The 18,133-nt window shown below is 59.8% G+C and carries 15 protein-coding genes; 8 read left to right on the forward strand and 7 right to left on the reverse strand.

Going from position 1 to position 18,133, the window contains the following annotated elements; all coding sequences use genetic code 11:
• The first annotated feature begins 266 nt into the window (after positions 1-266).
• The 3 genes from ABYA88_RS11860 (at position 267) to ABYA88_RS11870 (ending at position 5,293) form a co-directional block, all read left to right on the forward strand.
• A complete protein-coding gene (locus ABYA88_RS11860; protein ID WP_373187516.1) occupies positions 267-1,631 on the forward strand; it encodes a DUF1329 domain-containing protein in 1,365 nt (454 codons plus the stop codon).
• An 87-nt stretch (positions 1,632-1,718) separates the two neighbouring features.
• On the forward strand, positions 1,719-4,409 hold the full coding sequence (locus tag ABYA88_RS11865; protein WP_373187518.1) for a LuxR C-terminal-related transcriptional regulator: 2,691 nt from the start codon (positions 1,719-1,721) through the stop codon (positions 4,407-4,409).
• Between the two features lie 224 nt (positions 4,410-4,633).
• On the forward strand, positions 4,634-5,293 hold the full coding sequence (locus ABYA88_RS11870; protein ID WP_373187519.1) for an OmpA family protein: 660 nt from the start codon (positions 4,634-4,636) through the stop codon (positions 5,291-5,293).
• Positions 5,294-5,387: 94 nt separating this feature from the next.
• On the opposite strand, the gene ABYA88_RS11875 is transcribed toward ABYA88_RS11870, so the two are convergent.
• The 3 genes from ABYA88_RS11875 to ABYA88_RS11885 are packed head-to-tail and all read right to left on the reverse strand — an operon-like array spanning position 5,388 to position 9,683.
• Positions 5,388-6,293, reverse strand: coding sequence for an acyltransferase (locus ABYA88_RS11875; RefSeq protein ID WP_373187521.1), 906 nt, complete (start codon positions 6,291-6,293; stop codon positions 5,388-5,390).
• Between the two features lie 52 nt (positions 6,294-6,345).
• Positions 6,346-8,472, reverse strand: a complete 2,127-nt coding sequence (gene pta / locus ABYA88_RS11880) for a phosphate acetyltransferase (RefSeq protein ID WP_373187522.1) — start codon at positions 8,470-8,472, stop codon at positions 6,346-6,348.
• Between the two features lie 26 nt (positions 8,473-8,498).
• Positions 8,499-9,683: an acetate/propionate family kinase gene (locus tag ABYA88_RS11885; protein ID WP_373187523.1), complete on the reverse strand. Its 1,185-nt coding sequence runs from the start codon at positions 9,681-9,683 to the stop codon at positions 8,499-8,501.
• Positions 9,684-9,830: 147 nt separating this feature from the next.
• Between ABYA88_RS11885 and ABYA88_RS11890 the strand changes: the two genes are divergently transcribed.
• The 3 genes from ABYA88_RS11890 to ABYA88_RS11900 all read left to right on the forward strand — a co-directional run bounded on the left by ABYA88_RS11890 (position 9,831) and on the right by ABYA88_RS11900 (position 12,292).
• Entirely contained in the window at positions 9,831-10,316 is a 486-nt protein-coding gene (locus ABYA88_RS11890) for a peptidylprolyl isomerase (protein ID WP_373187524.1), read from the forward strand.
• 172 nt (positions 10,317-10,488) lie between these two features.
• The gene (locus ABYA88_RS11895; RefSeq protein ID WP_373187525.1) at positions 10,489-11,076 is read left to right on the forward strand and encodes a TetR/AcrR family transcriptional regulator; all 588 of its coding nucleotides are present in this window, start codon (positions 10,489-10,491) and stop codon (positions 11,074-11,076) included.
• 106 nt (positions 11,077-11,182) lie between these two features.
• Positions 11,183-12,292: an NADH:flavin oxidoreductase gene (locus ABYA88_RS11900; protein WP_373187526.1), complete on the forward strand. Its 1,110-nt coding sequence runs from the start codon at positions 11,183-11,185 to the stop codon at positions 12,290-12,292.
• Here the strand turns inward: ABYA88_RS11900 and ABYA88_RS11905 are convergent.
• Complete coding sequence (locus ABYA88_RS11905; protein WP_373187527.1) at positions 12,261-13,499, reverse strand: glycosyltransferase family 4 protein; 1,239 nt, start codon at positions 13,497-13,499, stop codon at positions 12,261-12,263. The two genes, ABYA88_RS11900 and ABYA88_RS11905, sit on opposite strands and share 32 nt — an antisense overlap.
• A 53-nt stretch (positions 13,500-13,552) precedes the next feature.
• Positions 13,553-14,296: a sulfate transporter CysZ gene (gene cysZ / locus ABYA88_RS11910; protein WP_373187529.1), complete on the reverse strand. Its 744-nt coding sequence runs from the start codon at positions 14,294-14,296 to the stop codon at positions 13,553-13,555.
• A 197-nt stretch (positions 14,297-14,493) separates the two neighbouring features.
• Between cysZ and trxB the strand changes: the two genes are divergently transcribed.
• Positions 14,494-15,441 carry a thioredoxin-disulfide reductase gene (trxB, locus tag ABYA88_RS11915; protein ID WP_373187530.1) on the forward strand — a complete coding sequence of 316 codons (948 nt, stop codon included), beginning with the start codon at positions 14,494-14,496 and terminating at the stop codon, positions 15,439-15,441.
• 100 nt (positions 15,442-15,541) lie between these two features.
• Here trxB and hutH read toward each other — a convergent pair whose 3' ends face one another.
• Positions 15,542-17,104 carry a histidine ammonia-lyase gene (gene hutH, locus ABYA88_RS11920; RefSeq protein WP_373187531.1) on the reverse strand — a complete coding sequence of 521 codons (1,563 nt, stop codon included), beginning with the start codon at positions 17,102-17,104 and terminating at the stop codon, positions 15,542-15,544.
• A gap of 307 nt (positions 17,105-17,411) precedes the next feature.
• Between hutH and ABYA88_RS11925 the strand changes: the two genes are divergently transcribed.
• The gene (locus ABYA88_RS11925) at positions 17,412-17,921 is read left to right on the forward strand and encodes a hypothetical protein (protein WP_373187532.1); all 510 of its coding nucleotides are present in this window, start codon (positions 17,412-17,414) and stop codon (positions 17,919-17,921) included.
• On the opposite strand, the gene ABYA88_RS11930 is transcribed toward ABYA88_RS11925, so the two are convergent.
• The coding region (locus ABYA88_RS11930; RefSeq protein WP_373187533.1) for a hypothetical protein at positions 17,914-18,133 on the reverse strand (220 nt) is incomplete at its 5' end. The genes ABYA88_RS11925 and ABYA88_RS11930 overlap by 8 nt on opposite strands.

Consider the following 18,133-nt stretch of genomic DNA (forward strand, 5'->3'; position numbering starts at 1 on the left):
CCCCCCCCCCCCCCCCCCCCCCCGCGGCATTCTTGTCCGATGGTGAGGCAGTCCGAGTGGCTGTTTCTCCGGCGTGAAGGGCCGGTTTCATGTCCCGAACCGATGGGGCTTCCCGAGTTTGTGTCAGGCAGATTCATACTTTGGATGGTCTCTTTGCCGTTAGCGCTGAGGTATAGTGCGCGGCTGCATGAGCTGTGCTCCACAGCAATGGCACCCTTCAACCGGCCGGGGATAGATTTCTGGCCACAGGCAAGGCATAGCAAAATATGAAACCTACTTTCAGACAATCCGTACTGGCGGTCTCGATACTGGCATTCAGCACCGCCAGCATGGCAGCCGCCACGCCCGAGCAGGTCGCGTCGCTTGGCGGCACCCTGACTCCCATTGGTGCCGAGAAGGCTGGCAATGCTGCCGGCACCATCCCTGAGTGGACTGGTGGCCTGGCTACCAACGCCGCGCCGGTTGATGCCAATGGTTTTGCATCCAACCCCTTTGCCGATGACGAGCCACTGTTCGTGATCACCGCAGACAATTACGAGCAGTACGCGGACAATATCGCGCCTGGTCAGATTGCGATGTTCAAGCGTTACCCGGAAACCTTCAAGATGCCGGTCTACGAGAGCCGTCGCAGCGTCGCGATGCCTGATGCGGTCTACACTGCAACCCGCGAGAACGCGGCTAAAACCAAGCTGGTGGCCGGTGGCTACGGTCTGGAAAACTACAAGCTGGCCAATGCCTTCCCGATTCCGTCCGATGGTCTGGAAGTCGTCTGGAATCACATTACCCGCTTCCGTGGCGAGGCTCTGCAGCGCATCATCATTCAGGCGACTCCCCAGGTTAACGGCAGCTACACCGTCGTGCGTTTCAATGAAGAGTACGTGATTCCTCAGGGCCTGAGCGATTTTACCCCGGGCACCATGGACAATATCCTGTACTACTTCAAGCAACAGGTAACCGACCCGAGCCGGCTTGCCGGTAACGTGCTGCTGGTACACGAGACGATCAACCAGGTAGACACGCCGCGCATGGCCTGGATCTACAACGCTGGTCAGCGCCGCGTGCGTCGTGCCCCGCAAGTATCCTATGACGGCCCGGGCACCGCAGCAGACGGCATGCGCACCTCGGACAACCTGGACATGTATAACGGCGCACCTGACCGCTATGACTGGGAACTGAAGGGCAAGAAGGAAATGTACATTGCCTACAACAGCTACGACCTGGGTTCGCCGGATCATCAGTACAGCGACATCATCCATGCCGGTCACCTGAATCCCGAGCTGACCCGGTATGAGCTACACCGGGTGTGGGAAGTTGAGGCAACCGTCAAACCGGACCAGCGTCACATCTACGCCAAGCGTCACATGTTCATCGACGAGGACTCCTGGCAGGCCGCTCACATCGACCATTACGATGGCCGCGGCACCATGTGGCGCATCGCCGAAGCACATGCGCTGCATCGCTTCAAGGATCAGGTCCCCGGCTTTGCTGCCGAAACCCTGTATGACGTGCTTGCCGGTCGCTATCTGGTCATGGGCCTGAACAACGAAGAGCCTCACGACTATAACTACCAGCACGAAGCAAGCTCTTCGGACTTCACGCCGGCCGCATTGCGCCAGGCTGGCGTTCGCTGATCGCCCCGGACCGCAGCGCTATGCTGCGGTCCGGCTCGTTACAAATCGACAAGAAAATCCCCCCCGTATCCCGCTAGACTTGGCGGCATGCCCGTTTCCGTTCCCTCCCCAGGCAAGATGTTCAGGCCGCCGTTGCCGGTGGATCATCTGCCCCGACCCGAACTCGTTCGCCTGATCCAGGATGCCGTCCGTTGTCGTCTGGTGCTTATCTGTGCGCCCGCCGGATTTGGTAAAAGCACGCTGGCGGCGGAATACGCGGAACACCTTTCGGCGCCCTGGCGCTCTGCATGGATTGCCCTCGAGCGGCGCGACGCCGAGCCGGCGCAGCTGTTGCGAAGCCTGATTACCGGCTTGCGCGAGCTTTTTCCCGAGGCTGGCACGGCCGAACTGGCCCTGCTGGCTCAGCTACCCGATGCCCAGCCGCTGGCAATCGAGTCTTTGCTGGCCACCCTTACAGCCGACCTGCATCGATATTGCGCCTCGCAGCAGCCGGTGCTTCTGGTCCTGGATGATTACCATCTGGTGCGCAGCATATCGAATGACAGCCTGTGCGCGCTGCTGTTCGAGCGTTTGCCAGCCTGCTTTCAGGTGCTGATTACCAGCCGTGGTCGGCCGCAGTGGCCACTGGCGAGGATGCGCGTGGCCGGTCAACTGCTGGAGCTTGATCAACGGCAACTGCGCGTTTCTGGCGATGCGGCCCGCAGCTTTCTGCAGGGCACCGGGGCTGTCGCGGCTGATCCGCAATGGTTGCGACAACGCATCGAACGTAACGAAGGCTGGTTTGCCGGTCTGCGCCTGCTGGCATTGACCGCCAGCGCCGCCGCTGCCCGGCTGCCCGCCAGCGAAGAGCAACTGGTACAGGAATACCTGCTGGAAGAGGTGATAGGGACACAACCACATCACGTTCAGACATTCCTTTCGGAGATTGTCTGGCTTGACCACTTTACTGCCGAATTATGCGATCAGGTGCGTGATGCGGATGACAGCCACGACATAATCAGCTGGCTGCTCCAGCATCAGGTTTTTCTGGTGCCGCTGGACAGCCACGGTCTTTGGTATCGGTTCCACCATCTGTTTTCCGATGCGCTGCGCCAGCGTGCCGCTGCCGAGGGGTTGACTGCCAGACGCGGGCTGCACCTGCGAGCCTGTGACTGGTTCCGCGAGCACGGACATATTGCCGAAGCGGTAGAGCAGGCGATGGCCGCCGACAGGCCAGATGAGGCCGCCGCGCTGGCACAACATCTTCCTTTGGATCAACTTCTGGCTGAACAGCACGTGAGCACGCTGCTGCGCTGGAAAGCGGTGCTGCCGCGGATACTGCAGGGCAGCTCTGCGCGCCTGGTGCTGGTCCATGGCTGGACCCTCGCACTGGCCTGCCAGCTTGAGGATGCGCGGGTGATGCTGGGCCGTCTGCAGTATTTTCTGCCTCAGCCCGACGGGGCTGCCCAGCAGCTGTTGCTGGGCCAGGCGCTGGCGCTGCAGAGCTATATCGCCCGGTCTGGGGGCAACTTGCGGGAGGCTACAGACTGCGCGCATCAGAGCCTGCAGTGTCTTGAAGCGGGGAATACCGGTAGCCGGCTGATGTCGATGCTGACGCTCGCCGACATTGCCCTGTGCCGGAAGGATATCGATGGCGCCAGACAGTGGGCCAGAACGGCACTCGATCTGGCGCAGCGTAGCGCAGATCCATTGTTCGAGGCGCAGGTGATGCTGCTGCGTGCACGCTTGCTGCAGGCCCGGGGCGAAGTTGCTCGGGCCTGCCGGTTGCTGGAGCAGCAGTTGGGCGTACTGGCCGCGCTCGACTATTCGCAGGGTCTGGCGATCAGGGCCAAGCTGGCAATCTATCACGGTTACCTGATCGGTCAGCTGGGAGATCTGGATGCGGCACGTCGCCAGGTACGTGAAGGGATTAATGAGGCCCGTGCCTGCAGGGATATTCATGTGCTGCCGGGTTACTGCCTGTTGGCAGGCATCGAGGCGCGGCGCCGCGATGGTTTTGGCCAGGCCTTTGAGCTGCTGGCCGAGGCGGAGCGGTTGATGCACCAGTGGGATATCCCACCGGTCTATTATCTTGGTTGGGGCACGGCCCTGAAAAGTGATCTGTGGATAAGCGCCGGACGGCAGGAACTGGCCGAGCAATGGCTGCCGCGGCTGCGACAGACCTACTGCCTGGATGATCCGGCAGCGCCTCCAGCATTCTTTCACGTGCTGCCGGTAGTAATTGATCGTGTCTATGCGCGCCTGCTCTGGGGCCGGGGCGAGCAGGATCAGGCGGAAGCCTTGCTTTGGGATCTGCTCAAGGAGCTTCGGAAACAGGGCGAGCGTTTGCAGGCGTTGTCCGTCATGACGCAACTGGTGCAGATGCTCTATCGCACTCAGCGCTCGGCCCAGGCGCAGAAGCTGCTGCTCGAAGCCGTTGCCTGGGGTGCCGACGATGTCATCATCGGGCCGTTCGTTGCGCTACTGTCACAGATGCCGGGGTTGGTGCAGCGCGCGCTGATCCGTGCTCCTGCTTCACAGCTGAGAGACAGCTTGCAGGAAAGACTGCCGGCGGCCAGGCATTCTGCCCAGACGCTACTGGTCGAGCCGCTGAGTAGCCGCGAGCAGGCAGTGCTGGAGTGTATTGCCCGGGGGCATTCCAACCAGCAGATCAGCGAAACCTTGTTCATTTCCCTGCACACGGTCAAGAGCCATGCCCGCCGCATCAATCATAAGCTTGGAGTGGCACGGCGCACTCAGGCGGTAGCTCGGGGCAAATCGCTTGGCTTGCTTGGTTAGTCTTGTCTGGCTTGATGACGATGTCGATTGCCATAATACGCGCATCGGAGTAGGGTCGCGAATAACTATATATGTAGTGCACAGCCCAGCCTTCCAGTGTTATCTCTGTCACGTTTTCTTCGAATAGTTTTGATTGGCAACAAAAGAGTGCCGCGGATGCCCGTGTCTATTCGAGGCTGTGTGCTAACCTGTTTTCCACGTGTTACCGAAAAAGGAATGTATTTATGAAGAAGCAAATGATGGTCGTCGCCACGCTGAGTACGCTTATGTTGGTCGGCTGCACAACGAATCCCTACACTGGTGAGCGAGAGACAGGCAAGTCGGCACTTTATGGTCTTGGCGGTGCCGCAGCCGGTGCAGCAATAGGTGCGGCTACCTCGGGCAGCGATGATCGGGCCAAGGGTGCGCTGATCGGCGCAACAGTTGGCGGCGCTGCGGGTGCCGGTTATGGCTTCTATGTCGACAAGCAGGAACAGCGCCTGCGTCAGGAACTGCAGGGCACCGGCGTACAGGTAGTGCGTAACGGCGATAATCTGCAGTTGGTCATGCCTGGCAATATCACTTTCGCCAGCGGTTCTGCGGACATTTCCAGCGGCTTCTATCCGACCCTCAACTCCCTGGTCAAGGTGTTCAAGGAATTTGACAAGAACGGCATCGAGATCATTGGTCATACCGACAGCACCGGCAGTGACGAGCTGAATCGGCGTCTGTCGCAAGATCGTGCTCAGGCCGTTGCGTCCTACCTGAGTGGTCAGAGCATCTCCCGCGCTCGGATCAGCGCAATGGGTATGGGCCCCAGCCAGCCGATTGCCAGCAATAATACCGTCGAAGGTCGCGCGCAAAATCGTCGCGTTGAGATCAACCTGCGGCCGATGCAGCAGTAATCAGGCCTGATTCGCCGGGTTACGATCCGGCAGAAGGATTCTGATAAAAAAACGCAGCCTTCGGGCTGCGTTTTTTTGTGCGTGTTTGTTGGTGCTACTGACTGGGCGGGTACTCTTTATGCAGCTGCTCCAGTTGCTTGTCCTTCTCCGCCCAGAGTTCATTGACCCAGGCCTGGAAGGCTTCCCGAAAGGCACTGTCGTTCTGGTAGTCACGCCCAAGGAATTCTACGGGTATGGGTTTCAGGTCGCAGCGCATCACCACCTTGCTGAGTCGACCGCTGAGCAGATCCCAGAAACTCGGGCTGCCGTCAGGGTAGTGGATGGTGATATCCACCAGCGAGCGCAGTTGTGACCCCATGGCATCGAGCACAAAGGCGATGCCCCCGGACTTGGGCCGCAGCAGGTGGCGGTAGGGCGAGTTCTGCTCGGTATGTTTCGCTGGCGTGAGCCGTGTGCCCTCGAGAAAGTTGAAAATGGCAACGGGCGTGGTCTTGAATTTCTGGCAGGCGCGGCGGGTGGTTGCTACATCCTGGCCGGCCTTCTCCGGATGGCGCGCCAGATACGCCTTGGTGTAGCGTTTCATGAACGGGAAATCGAGCGCCCACCAGCAGATACCGATCACCGGCACCCAGATCAGTTCCTGCTTGAGAAAGAACTTGAGCATTGGCATCTGTCGGTTGAGGTTGTGCTGCAGAACCAGAATATCCACCCAACTCTGGTGGTTGCTGGTCACCAGGTACCAGCCATCGTAGTCGAGCTGCGATACGCCCCGCAGATCCCATTGCGTATTGCCGCTGAGCCGCATCCAGCCGCTGTTGCAGAGTATCCAGAACTCCGCAATGCGAATCAGCGCACGGGTACAGAGCGCCTGCAGTGCAGGGATCGGCAGTAGCTTGACCATGGCTATGGGGAACAGGACGCTAAAACAGACCAGCGTATTGAGTATCAGCAACAGGGTCGCCAGGGCGCCGCGCACGGCGTGGGGCAGGAAGCTCAGCATCTAAAGGTGTGCTCTTCAGGGATCGCCGGCAGTGCCAGCGATCGGGTTATTTTTATTTGTCTGCCTGGATTGCCGTCAACGCGATGGTGTAGACAATGTCGTCCACCAGCGCCCCGCGGGACAGATCGTTTACCGGTTTGCGCAGGCCCTGCAACATCGGGCCAACGCTGACCACGTTGGCGCTGCGTTGCACGGCCTTGTAGGTGGTGTTACCGGTATTCAGGTCCGGGAACACAAACACCGTTGCCTTGCCGGCCACCGGGCTGTCCGGTGCTTTCTGCAGGCCAACACTGGCTATCGCGGCAGCATCATACTGGAGCGGCCCGTCGATCAGAAGCCCCGGCTCGCGTTCGGCGGCGATGCGCGTTGCCTCGCGCACCTTTTCTACATCTTCGCCGGTTCCGGATTTGCCGGTCGAGTAGCTGATCATCGCGACGCGAGCCGGGATGCCAAAGGCTTCTGCGGAGCGGGCGCTCTGGATCGCGATCTCGGCCAGTTCCTCGGCGTTGGGGTCCGGGTTTACCGCACAATCCCCGTATACCAATACCTGTTCGGGCAGCAGCATGAAAAAGATCGAGGACACCAGGTTGTAACCGGGCGCCGTCTTGATCAGCTGGAATGCCGGGCGGATGGTGTTGGCTGTCGTGTGAACTGCGCCAGATACCAGTCCGTCGACCTCGTCCAGAGCCAGCATCATGGTGCCGAGGACCACGTTGTCTTCGAGCTGCTGCAGGGCCATGGGTGCGTTGAGGCCCTTGCCCGCGCGAAACTCGACCATCTTGTTCACGTACTTGTCCCGCACGTCGTCCGGGTCGATGATTTCCAGGCCGTCTGGCAAGGTGATGTGCTGGGCGCGGGCCACTGCTTCGACCGATTCACGATTGGCGAGCAGCACGCAGCGGGCAATGCCGCGGCGCTGGCAGATCGCCGCGGCCTGCACGGTGCGCGGTTCGTCGCCCTCGGGCAGAACGATGCGCTTGGCTGCCTTTTGCGCGCGACTCATCAACTGGTAGCGGAACGCCGGAGGCGACATGCGCGGCTCCCGTGGTGATCCGCAGCGACGCTGCAACCAGGCATGGTCGATATAGGAGGCGGCATACTCGGTGACCTGTTCGGCGCGCTCGTGATCGTCGACCGGAATTTCACGGTTCATCCTGTCGAGCCGGGTCGCAGTATCGAAAGTGTTGGTGGTTGTGCAGAGTACCGGCAGCCCGCTGGCGAGGGCAGGCTGGCACAATTGCATGACCCGCTCGTCTGGCTGGAAGCCGCTGGTCAACATCAGGCCGGCCAGCGGCGTACCGGACAATGCCGCGAGGCTGGCTGCAATGATGATGTCATCGCGATCGCCGGGGGTGACTATCAATGTGCCGGGCTTCAGGCGCGGCACGATGTTGGGTACTGTGCGTGCGCACAGGGCAATCTCCATTACCCGCCGGCTACCGATCTGTCCCTCATGCAGTACCTTTGCATGCAGCAGTTCGGCGACGTCCGAGGTGCGTGGTGCGTTCAGTGTGTTCTGCCAGGGAATACAGCCGATCAGACGGAAATCTTCGGTATCGAGTACCTTGGACTCCTGTTTCAGGGCCAGGGCAAATTCCTTGAGGGTTTGCTTTAGTTCGCCACGGTCGGTCGGTGGGCTGTCTGCGATTTTGAGGTCGCGTACCTTGTTGACGATCACCCCGAGGACCTTGGGGTGGCTCGGCCCGCCGAAGCCGTGGGCATGAATCTCGATGCGGTCGGCCAGACTCGACATGTCCTCGCCATCGGGGGCGGTGACCAGGATCACATCGGCATCCAGGCTGCGTGCCAGATGATGGTTGATCCGCGCCGCGTAGCTGGCCTGTCGGGTAGGCACCATGCCTTCGACTATCACCACGTCGGCGTCTATCGCTGCCAGCTGGTAGTTGCTGACAATATCTTCCAGCACTTCATCCAGTTGACCGTTGGCCAGCCGGTGTTCCACCTCCGCCAGTGCCAGTGGTTTTGGCGGCTTGAGGTTGAGAGTGCGGCTGATCAGTTCGGTGGAGCGCTCCGGTCCGAGGTCCCCCGGGTGCGGCTGGGCGATGGGCTTGAGAAAATGAACGCGCAGACCGGTGCGCTGCAGTGCGCGTATCAGGCCGAGGCTGATCGAGGTCAGGCCGACCCCGAATCCGGTTGGAGCTATGAAGAAGGTATGCATGCAAGCGTCCCGCCTGTCTGGATTTGTCAGTGGTCGAGCAGTGCCAGGCTTTCGTCTGCTATCTGGCGCTCCTCGTCGGTGGGGATGACCCATATTGCCGGTGAGCTTTCGACGTGGATGGCTGCGGCTGCCCCTCTGGCCGCATTGCTATTGGCATTTGCATCCAGCTTGAGACCCATCGCGCCCATGTGCTCCACAGTGCGCGCGCGCACCTTTGCCGAGTTCTCACCGATGCCGCCGGTAAATAACAGGCCGTCCAGGCGCGGAAGCGCGGCGCAGAGGCCAAGCAACGAGCGCGCCAGACGATAGCAGAACACCTCGATCGCCAGCTTGGCGCCCGCATGACCACCCGCCGCCGCTTCCTCCAGCTGGCGCATGTCGTTGGACAAGCCGGACAGCCCGAGCAGGCCGCTTTCCCGGTTGAGCAGCTTTTCGATACGCGGCAGATCCCAGCCCAGCGTGCGGCCCAGATGGGCGTGCAGATTCGGATCGACGTCTCCGCTGCGGGTGCCCATGACCAGGCCCTCGAGCGGCGTGAGACCCATGCTGGTGTCCATGCTGCGGCCATCGAGTACCGCGCAACTGGAACAGCCGTTGCCCAGGTGGGCACTCAGCCATGCACCCTGCCCGTGCTTGCGCCCGGTGAGTTCGCTGGCTTGTCGGGTGATAAATTGATGGCTGGTGCCGTGAAAGCCATAGCGGCGAATGCCGTGTTCCTGGTAAAGCGCTTCGGGCAACGCATAGCGGTAGGCATAGGCGGGCATGCTCTGGTGGAACGCGGTGTCGAAGATCGCGACGTGGGCAATGCCCGGGAACACGGCCATCGCTGCGCGGATGCCGGTCAGATTGGCTGGGTTGTGCAGCGGCGCCAGGGCGGCGTTGGCCTCGATGGCCTCGACCACGTCATCGTCGATACGCTGGGCGTGGGTGAAATGTTCGCCGCCATGCACCACCCGGTGCCCCACTGCGGTCAGCGGCTGGTCGGCGTGGTCATTGATGAGGGGGAGCAGGGCGGCCATTGCAGTGGCGTGCTCGCCGTCATCGAGCGTTTTCTCTTCGCGCTTGTCGTCGGTCCGCCATTCAAGCGTTGCCCGGCCACTGCCCAGGCGCTCGGCCAGACCGCTCAACAGGGGTTTTCGGTCGCCTTCACGGCGTAACGCGAACTTGATGGAAGAACTGCCGCAATTGATCACCAGTACAAGCCGGGTCATCCTCACCTCGTTGATCATCGACCTGGAAAAGGTCAGTAATGGTCCTAGACTCATAGTCTAGGCCAGCCGCGTATCGGTCAACCCGTGCGTTAAGCGGTCAAACGGCGTAAACTGCTCCGTTTTAAGCGAAAAGACAGGTGACGAATTATGCAGATTGCTGCGAACAAAGCCGTATCGATTGAATACACACTCACCGATGACGCTGGCGAAGTACTTGATTCGTCCGCTGGTGGGGAACCGATGGTGTATCTGCAGGGCGCGGGCAACATCATCCCCGGTCTTGAGCAGGAGCTTGAGGGCAAGGAGCCGGGGGACGAGTTGAAAGTCACCGTCGAGCCGGAAAATGCCTACGGTGAGTTCAGCGCGGAGCTGGTGGCTGTGCTGGGTCGTAACATGTTTGAAGGCGTCGACGAGCTCGAGCCAGGCATGCAGTTTCACGCCTCGGGCCCCGATGGCAGCACGCAGATCGTGACTATTACTGCGGTCGAAGGCGACGAGGTAACCGTTGACGGCAACCATCCGCTGGCTGGCCAGCGCCTGACCTTTGAGGTCAAGGTGGTTGATGTGCGTGATGCTACCGAAGACGAAGTTGCCCACGGTCATATCCATGGCGAAGGCGGCGTCGAGCACTGAGTCTGCTTGAGGGCGCCAGCTGACGGCTGGCGCCAAATCAGACACCGAAAAAAGGCTTCCCTTCAGGGAGGCCTTTTTTGTGCCTGACGTTCAGCTATCCGCTTGTATCATTAATATCAATGATCAGGGTTTCAGCTATCAATAAAAGCTGACCGGTCGTATAGTTCCGCCCATGAACGCTATCCAAGACAAACGCGCCCGCATCCTGGCGGCCGGAACCGAAGTCATGTTGCTCAAGGGCTACAACGGCACCGGCGTGCAGGAAATTACCCAGAATGCCGGTGTGCCGAAAGGCTCCTTCTATCATTACTTCGAGAGCAAGGAAGACTTTGCGATCCAGGCGCTGCATTACTATTACCTGCCGCGGCTGGAGCGCTTCGGTGATGCGTTGCAGGCTACCGACGCCAGCCCCCGTGAGCGAATCCTGCGCTTCTACCGTGATCTTGTCGGCTACTTTGCCAATCAGCACGAGCCCACCCATCAGTGTTTTATCGGCAGCCTGTGCCATGAAAAGGCAGGCGACAGCCAGCCGATAGGCTACGCCGCCAGCGCTATTCTCAATCGCTCGAGTGAGTTGCTGGCCAACTGCCTGGTAGAAGCCCGTGCGGCCGGTGAGCTGTCGGCCGACCAGGACCCATATGCACTGGGCGCCTTTATCGGTGCTGCATGGGAGGGCGCCTTGTTGCGTATGAAGGTGGACCGGCAGATCGGTCCGCTACGCGTTTTTATCAGCCAGTTGGAGCGTTTGTTGCGGCCCTGAACGGTGCTGCATGCAACTGGTCCTATAACAAGACGACCGGTCCACTCGATGAATGTCGAGCCAGGGTCGCACTGTCCAAGTCCAAATCAATTGCAGGAGTTTATCGATGTCCGCTGATACCAGTTCGTTGTTTTCTTCCTTCCAGTACGGCCCGCTTACGCTGAGCAACCGTATCGTGATGGCGCCGATGACGCGCAACTTTTCACCCAAAGGTGTGCCAACCCAGCAGGTCGTGGAATATTACCGTCGTCGCGCCGAGTCCGGCGTTGGTCTGATCGTTACCGAAGGCACCACGGTTAATCACGTAGCTGCCAGCGGTTACCCTGATGTACCCGTGTTCCATGGCGAGGAGTCTCTGGCCGGTTGGAAGAAAGTGGTTGATGCCGTGCACTCGGTGGGCGGCAAGATCGCCCCTCAGCTGTGGCATGTGGGTAACACCCGCCGTCTTGGTGCGGAGCCGAACGCCGACGTGCCGGGCTACGGCCCGATGGAGAAGCTCAAGGACGGCAAGAAGATCGTTCATGGCATGACCCGTGACGACATCCGTGAAGTGGTCGAGGCCTTTGCCCAGGCTGCCCGCGATGCCAAGGAAATTGGCTGCGATGCCGTCGAGTTGCACGGCGCGCACGGCTACCTGATCGACCAGTTCTTCTGGGAAGGTACCAATCAGCGCGATGACGAATACGGCGGCAGCATGGAGAACCGTGGTCGTTTCGCGGTGGAAATCATCAGCGCCGTGCGCGCTGCGGTGGGTCCGGAGTATCCGATCATCTTCCGTTTCTCCCAGTGGAAGCAGCAGGACTACACTGCACGCCTGGCCCCGACCCCCGAATTGCTGGAAGCTTTCCTGGCGCCGCTGGTTGCAGCTGGCGTGGATATCTTCCATTGCTCGCAGCGCCGCTTCTGGGAGCCCGAATTCGAGGGATCCGATCTGAATCTGGCTGGCTGGACCCGCAAGATCACCGGCAAGCCCTGCATTACTGTCGGTAGTGTTGGCCTGGATGGCGAGTTCCTGGAGTTCATGGTCAAGACCGACAAGATCGCCCAGACGGCGAATATCGATGACCTGCTGGTACGCCTGGCTGCCGGAGAGTTTGATCTGGTTGCAGTTGGCCGCGCCCTGATTGTTGATCCCGAGTGGGCCGACAAGGTGCGCGAAGGTCGTTTCAGCGAAATCCTGCCGTTCAGCCGCGAGGCTTTGAAGACCCTGGCCTGAGACCGCGGTCTGTTGCGGAGGTGGGCTTGCCTGCCTCCGCCGTGCCTGATGCAGCCCTGCTCAGGTAGCCCTCGAAACGATCGATTACCGGGCCCCAGTCCAGCTGGCAGGCTCGGTGTCTGGCGTGTATCCGTACGCTGCGACGACCCTCCGCGTCCGCTATCAACCACTGCAGATTGCTGACGAACTGTTTGGCATCCCCGACTGGAGCCAGGCAGCCGCTGAAACGCTCGCGAATATGCTGATGCGCTGCCGCCGAGTTGAATGCATTGACCGCCAGGCCGGACGCCATCGCCTCCGTTACCACGTTGCCGAAGGTCTCTACGACGCTGGGAAATACGAATATGTCTGCGCTGGCATAGGCCATCGCCAGTTCCTCCCAGTTCAGCCAGCCGGTGAATACTGCCTCAGGCAGCTGCCGTTGCAGTTCCGGGCGCATCGGGCCGTCGCCCACGACTACCAGCCGCAGGCGCTGCGGGTTATCTGCCGCGGCGCGCACCTGCTGCCAGGCGCTGACCAGCTGCGCCAGATTCTTCTCCGCTGCCAGCCGGCCCACATGCAGCAGCACAAGATCACTTTCCTCGGCCTGCCAGTGCTGCCGCAGGCCGGTATCGCGATGGCGGGGGTGAAACTGTTCACAGTCCACGCCGCGGCCAAGTAGCACCAGGTTGTCCAGGCCCGCGCGCATCAGTTCCTTTTGCTGTGTGGGGCAGGCAGTGAGGGTCAGCTGGGTGCGGTTATGGAACCAGCGCAGGTAGGCCATGATGGGTTGCTGTAGCAGGCCGACACCGTAGTGATCGGCATACTGCTGAAAGTGGGTTTGAAAGCCGCTGATGACCGGGATGCCCATTTTTCGCGCTACGCGCAGTGCCGACCAGCCGAGCGGTCCTTCGGTTGCCAGGTAAATGGCATCGGGGCGCTGGCTCTTCCACAGCGCCTGCAGGCGATTGCCTGCAGGCAAGCCCCATTGCAGGTCACGATAACGCGGAATAGCCATGCCGTTGACCCGACGTTCAAGGAAATCGGCTGCGTGCCGGGTGCCGGAATGTTCGCCAGGCTGGGCCGGCCTGATCAGCTGGATCCGGTGGCCGCGTTGCAACAGACCACGGCACAGATGGCCGAGTGTGTTGGCCACGCCGTTGACCTGCGGGGCGTAGGTTTCGGTGACCAGGGCGAAGCATTTGCGTGAACCGGATTGGCTTTTCATGCAGCCAGTATGGGGAACGGCGATGATGCGGATATGACAAGCGGATGGCAGATTTATGTCTGCGGCAACCTGCGTTCGCGCACCCAGAGGATGGTCGAGCCAGCAACGGCGGACGGCATAACCAGCAGATTGACCAGAGGGATCAGCATGCCGACGTAGACCGGGAGTCCGAATCCCATTGAGAGCAGGCGTCTGCCGCGCATCCAGCGCAGCATGTCGATAAAGCTCACCTGATCGTTGTCGGCCTGAAAATCGATGTATTGGACTGCCATCATCCACACACCGAACACCAGCAGCAGTGCCGAGCTGACCAGGTTCACCACCGGTACGAAGCTGAGCAGCAGCAGGATGATCAGTCGCGGCAGGTAATAGGCTATCTTGCGCAGCTCCCGGCCCAGCGCGCGTGGAACCACCAGGGCGAAGTCGCGCAGACTGGTTGGCGGGCTTACTTCGCCGCGCTCCTGTTCGGCGACCTTCTCTGCGAGAAAACCGTAGAACGGCGAGGCAATCAGGTTGGCGAGCATGCTGAAACCGAAAAACAACACCAGCAACACCAGCAGCGCGAACAGCGGCCAGAGCAGCCATTCGATAAAGCTCAGCCACTGCGGCACCGTAGCCATCAATTGCGCCATCCAGATGTTGAATTGGCGTACTCCCCAGCTGATCAATGCCGCAAACACTGCCAGATTGAGCAGCAAGGGAATCACCACAAAGCGGCGCAAGCCCGGCTGGCGCACGCGTTGCCAGCCTTGGCGCAGGTAATCGGGGCCGCTCAGGGGGGCAGAACTTTGCTTCATGAAACAGATCCTTGTGGAAAGAGGACAAAAGGCCGCGCTGATAGGGGTAAACTATCCGCCTTATATAGCGATTGGAATACCCAGCGCCGGCATGCATGGCCTAACATGCATCGCTGCACCGGACACCCGGGGCAAACCGGCCAGAATCGACTGTTCATATATTAACCCTACCGCAATGGCGGTGCTCTGGAGGCAGCATGACCGATGTACGTCACACCCGTCTGATTATTCTCGGATCCGGCCCGGCCGGTTACAGCGCTGCTGTCTACGCCGCGCGTGCCAACCTCAAGCCAGTACTGATTACCGGTATGCAGATGGGCGGTCAGCTGACCACGACCACCGACGTCGATAACTGGCCCGGCGATGTTGAAGGGCTGCAGGGCCCGGCTCTGATGGAGCGGATGCGCGAACACGCCGAGCGCTTCGAGACCGAGATCCTGTTCGACCACATCAACAAGGTCGATCTGACCAAGCGTCCGTTCACCCTGTGGGGCGATCAGGGCGAGTACCAGTGTGACGCGCTGATCATCGCCACCGGCGCCTCCGCGCGGTATCTGGGGCTGCCTTCGGAAGAGGCCTTCATGGGTAAGGGCGTGTCCGCCTGCGCCACCTGTGATGGTTTCTTCTACCGCAATCAGGATGTCGCGGTGATCGGTGGCGGTAATACCGCCGTCGAAGAAGCGCTGTACCTGGCCAACATAGCGCGCAAGGTCACCGTGGTGCACCGTCGTGAGGTGTTCCGCGCCGAGAAGATCCTGGTCGACAAGTTGCTGGCGCGTGTTGCCGAGGGCAAGATCGAGCTCAAGCTCAATGCCACCCTCGACGAGGTTCTGGGTGACCAGAGCGGCGTCACCGGCATGCGTATCGCCAAGACAACCGGTGAGACCGAGGATATCCAGCTCAGCGGTGTGTTCATCGCCATTGGCCACACGCCCAACACCGGTCTGTTCGAAGGTCAGCTGGACATGAAGGACGGCTATCTGAAAATTCAGAGCGGTACCCAGGGCAACGCCACTGCCACCAACGTACCTGGCGTTTTCGCTGCCGGAGATGTGGCCGACCACGTGTATCGCCAGGCGATCACTTCGGCCGGCGCCGGCTGCATGGCCGCGCTGGATGCCGAACGGTACCTGGACGAGCAATAAGTTTTGCCCCGGCCACGTTGAACTTTCAGGCTGAGTAAGAATACCCCCTCCGTGGGGTATTTTTATGCCAGGTGCTCCGGTTCGAGAACGCTCGCCGGGTTCACTGTTCCTGGTACAGATTCCAATGTCGCTGGCGGATAAGGTCGCACAGCAGGCGCAGCTCTTTTTCCAGTGCGCGGTCTTCGCCGAGCGCGGGGAAGTGGACTCGGCATTCTCGAATGAAACCCTGAAGATCTTCCGGCGGCGGCTGTCCCGTCAACGCGCTTCTCAGCTCGACCCCCTGGCAAGCTGCGTGCAGCGACGCCGCCGCAACCTGTTCCACCAGGGTGAGTACGCGCAGGCAGTCGCGCGCTGCGATCGTGCCCATGCTGACCTTGTCCTGGTTGTGGCATTCGGTCGAGCGCGAAAATACGCTTGCTGGCATGGTGAGTTTGAGTGCTTCGGCAGTCCAGGCTGATGCGCCGATCTGTACCGCCTTGTAGCCGTGATTGAGTGGCGCCCGCTCAGGTATAGCACCACTGAGATTGCTCGGCAGTCCATGGTTGAAGCGCACATCGACCAGTTGCGCGAGCTGGCGGTCGAGGAGATCTGCCAGATTTGCACATGCCTGCTTCATGCTGTCCATGGCGAAAGCGACATGTCCACCGTAGAAATGCCCGCCATGCATTACCTTTTCCAGATCAGGATCGATCAGCGGGTTGTCGTTGGCGCTATTGAGCTCCGTTTCGAGAAATTGTCGCCACCAGGGCAGTGCGTCCTCGACCACACCAATCACATGTGGCGCGCAGCGTGTGGAGTATCGATCCTGCAACCGAGGCGAATTGCGGGGCGTGCTCGGTGCGCTCAGATCCGCGCGCAGGCGGGCGGCTACCTGGTTCTGGCCAGGATGCGGTTTTGCTGCGAACAGGTCGGCATCGAAGTGGTATGGGTTGCCGTCCAGGGCATGAACTGCCATGGCGCTGATCCGCGATGCAAGGCGCGCCAGATAGCTGCATCGGCTGAACGCCAATACACTCAACGCCGTCATCACTGCAGTGCCGTTCATCAATGCCAAGCCTTCTTTCGGTTTGAGCCGGTACGGCTTGATGCCTCTTTCGGCGAGCACTTCAGCGGCGAGACGCCTTTGGTCGTCGACCAGCACTTCGCGTTCACCGCACAACACGGCGGCCACGTAGGAAAGCGGAGTGAGGTCACCGCTGGCCCCAACAGAACCCTCTTCCGGTATCACCGGCATCACATCGTGCTGCAGCAGCCAAACAAGACGCTCCAGCAGTTCGATGCTGACGCCGGAGTAGCCACGGCACAGGGAAACTAGCCGCACAACAACCACGGCTCTTGCCGCTTCAGGAGACAGTATCTCGCCCATGCCGCAGCCGTGAAATGTAAACAGCTGGTGCGGCAGGCTTTCCATGTCCGCGGTGGGCACGGTGCGCATACAGGAGTCGCCATATCCGGTAGTGACGCCATAAATGGCACCGTCTTCAGCAAGCAGACGCTCAAGAAAGCGGCTGCCCCGATCTATTCGACCAAGAAAAGCGGGGTCCGATGACAGAACTACCTTGCAGCGTCCTTCGGCTACGGCTTGCACCTGTTCCAGGGTCAAAGGAGAGCCATCAAGAATCAGATGGGTGTGGGTGGTTCCAACGTCATTGCCAATTGTCATGGTGTTCTCAAGGCTAACTATCAGGGGGCGTCAAGCTTGAAGAAATACTGTCGTGCTTGTTGATCTTAGAGGATGGAAAGTGGCGTCATGTTGTCATCTTTTGCTGATATTGACGAGTCGGTCTAAGTTTCATTTTTGCTCTCTAGGTGACTTTGTCTCATTAAAGATACAGGTGCTGTCGGGTCGGTGTTTACGTCAGTTCAAGGCTGACAATTTTCAGGTGAAAATTTTTTGGTAGCTGATATTATCTGTCCGCCAAGTGATGGCAGGTTAATGGCTAATAGCCTCATGCATAGGGAAATATATAATGAAAGCAGTTCGTCTGTTTGCTGTTTCGGCACTGTCTGTATCGGTTCTGCTTACTACCGGTTGTGCCAGCATTCTCAGTGATTCACAGTATCCCGTTTCCATGACTTCAACTCCTCCGGGAGCGACTTTCGAAGTTCGCAACGAGACCGGGGCGACAGTGCATAGTGGCGTTACGCCTGGCATGGTTACGCTCAAGTCGGGAGATGGCTTCTTCAGTGGCGCTAACTACACCGTAGTGTTCAAAAAAGAAGGCTATGCCGACAAAACCAACTCGATAGCCCCAAGTCTTGATGGCTGGTATGTCGGTAACATCCTGTTTGGTGGGCTTATTGGTCTGCTGGTTGTTGATCCGGCTACGGGTGCTATGTACAAACTACCCGATCGCAGCGCGGCTACGCTTGCGCCCCTTGCCGCAGCCAACGCACAAGATGACCCGAGTACGCTCAATATCATGTCAATCGCAGCGTTGACGGAAGGGCAGAAGTCCGAGTTGATCAGAATCAACTGATTCTGCTTGTCTCATCAGGCTTCAAATGCGCAAAGGGCCATTCATCAATGGCCCTTTCTATTTTGATATGCACCGTGGCTTTCTGATCCAGCTCCTGCTTGGGCAGACAAACTGATATCAGCAATCCTTCAGGCAATAAAAAACCCGCACAGAGCGGGTTTTTAAGGGTTTTTTGGGTCTTGCTGATACCACCTGAGAACATCAGATGGTGC

Origin of the sequence: Halopseudomonas sp., from assembly GCF_041579695.1 — a bacterium.
Taxonomy (GTDB): domain Bacteria; phylum Pseudomonadota; class Gammaproteobacteria; order Pseudomonadales; family Pseudomonadaceae; genus Halopseudomonas.

Bases quoted from the DNA above. Each gene is read 5' to 3' on its own strand.
- ABYA88_RS11860 (WP_373187516.1), top strand. From the start codon at position 267: ATGAAACCTACTTTCAGACAATCCGTACTGGCGGTCTCGATACTGGCA.
- ABYA88_RS11865 (WP_373187518.1), top strand. From the start codon at position 1,719: ATGCCCGTTTCCGTTCCCTCCCCAGGCAAGATGTTCAGGCCGCCGTTG.
- ABYA88_RS11870 (WP_373187519.1), top strand. From the start codon at position 4,634: ATGAAGAAGCAAATGATGGTCGTCGCCACGCTGAGTACGCTTATGTTG.
- ABYA88_RS11875 (WP_373187521.1), bottom strand. From the start codon at position 6,293: ATGCTGAGCTTCCTGCCCCACGCCGTGCGCGGCGCCCTGGCGACCCTG.
- pta (WP_373187522.1), bottom strand. From the start codon at position 8,472: ATGCATACCTTCTTCATAGCTCCAACCGGATTCGGGGTCGGCCTGACC.
- ABYA88_RS11885 (WP_373187523.1), bottom strand. From the start codon at position 9,683: ATGACCCGGCTTGTACTGGTGATCAATTGCGGCAGTTCTTCCATCAAG.
- ABYA88_RS11890 (WP_373187524.1), top strand. From the start codon at position 9,831: ATGCAGATTGCTGCGAACAAAGCCGTATCGATTGAATACACACTCACC.
- ABYA88_RS11895 (WP_373187525.1), top strand. From the start codon at position 10,489: ATGAACGCTATCCAAGACAAACGCGCCCGCATCCTGGCGGCCGGAACC.
- ABYA88_RS11900 (WP_373187526.1), top strand. From the start codon at position 11,183: ATGTCCGCTGATACCAGTTCGTTGTTTTCTTCCTTCCAGTACGGCCCG.
- ABYA88_RS11905 (WP_373187527.1), bottom strand. From the start codon at position 13,499: ATGAAAAGCCAATCCGGTTCACGCAAATGCTTCGCCCTGGTCACCGAA.
- cysZ (WP_373187529.1), bottom strand. From the start codon at position 14,296: ATGAAGCAAAGTTCTGCCCCCCTGAGCGGCCCCGATTACCTGCGCCAA.
- trxB (WP_373187530.1), top strand. From the start codon at position 14,494: ATGACCGATGTACGTCACACCCGTCTGATTATTCTCGGATCCGGCCCG.
- hutH (WP_373187531.1), bottom strand. From the start codon at position 17,104: ATGACAATTGGCAATGACGTTGGAACCACCCACACCCATCTGATTCTT.
- ABYA88_RS11925 (WP_373187532.1), top strand. From the start codon at position 17,412: ATGAAAGCAGTTCGTCTGTTTGCTGTTTCGGCACTGTCTGTATCGGTT.